The organism is Cognatundibacterium luofuense, assembly GCF_018139685.1.
In the GTDB taxonomy this organism is placed as follows: domain Bacteria; phylum Pseudomonadota; class Gammaproteobacteria; order Burkholderiales; family Burkholderiaceae_D; genus Undibacterium; species Undibacterium luofuense.
In genome coordinates, this window is the sequence record NZ_JAGSPN010000430.1 from 1 (window position 1) to 324 (window position 324).

The following is a 324-nucleotide window of genomic DNA, read 5'->3' on the forward strand; positions in this document are numbered from 1 at the left end:
TGCTGCATCAGCGCCTGAACCATGCGCAGCGGGCATTGGAGAGCAGTGAGCTAAGCATAGAACAGATTGCGCTGCAAAGCGGCTTTGGCTCGGCGCTGATGATGCGGCGTTACTTCGCGCGGGAACTACAGATATCACCATCCACTTACCGCCAGCAATTCCGCACGAATGTGACTGTCTGACCTCGCTCAGAGCGTGCTTTCACCGCGCTCCCAATATCGTTGTGTTGCGCCCACAAGCCGACTGACGTAAAGCGTTTGTCGTTGTAACATCACATAAAAAGTGGAATGCAGAAAAAAACTGTAACACTGACTGAACACAACC

1 protein-coding gene is annotated in these 324 nt (G+C 52.5%); it reads left to right on the forward strand.

Annotated features, from left to right (window positions below):
* Positions 1-182 (forward strand): helix-turn-helix domain-containing protein (locus KDM89_RS21090; RefSeq protein ID WP_212689773.1); only part of this gene is annotated, 182 nt, incomplete at its 5' end.
* Between the last annotated feature and the right edge of the window lie 142 nt (positions 183-324).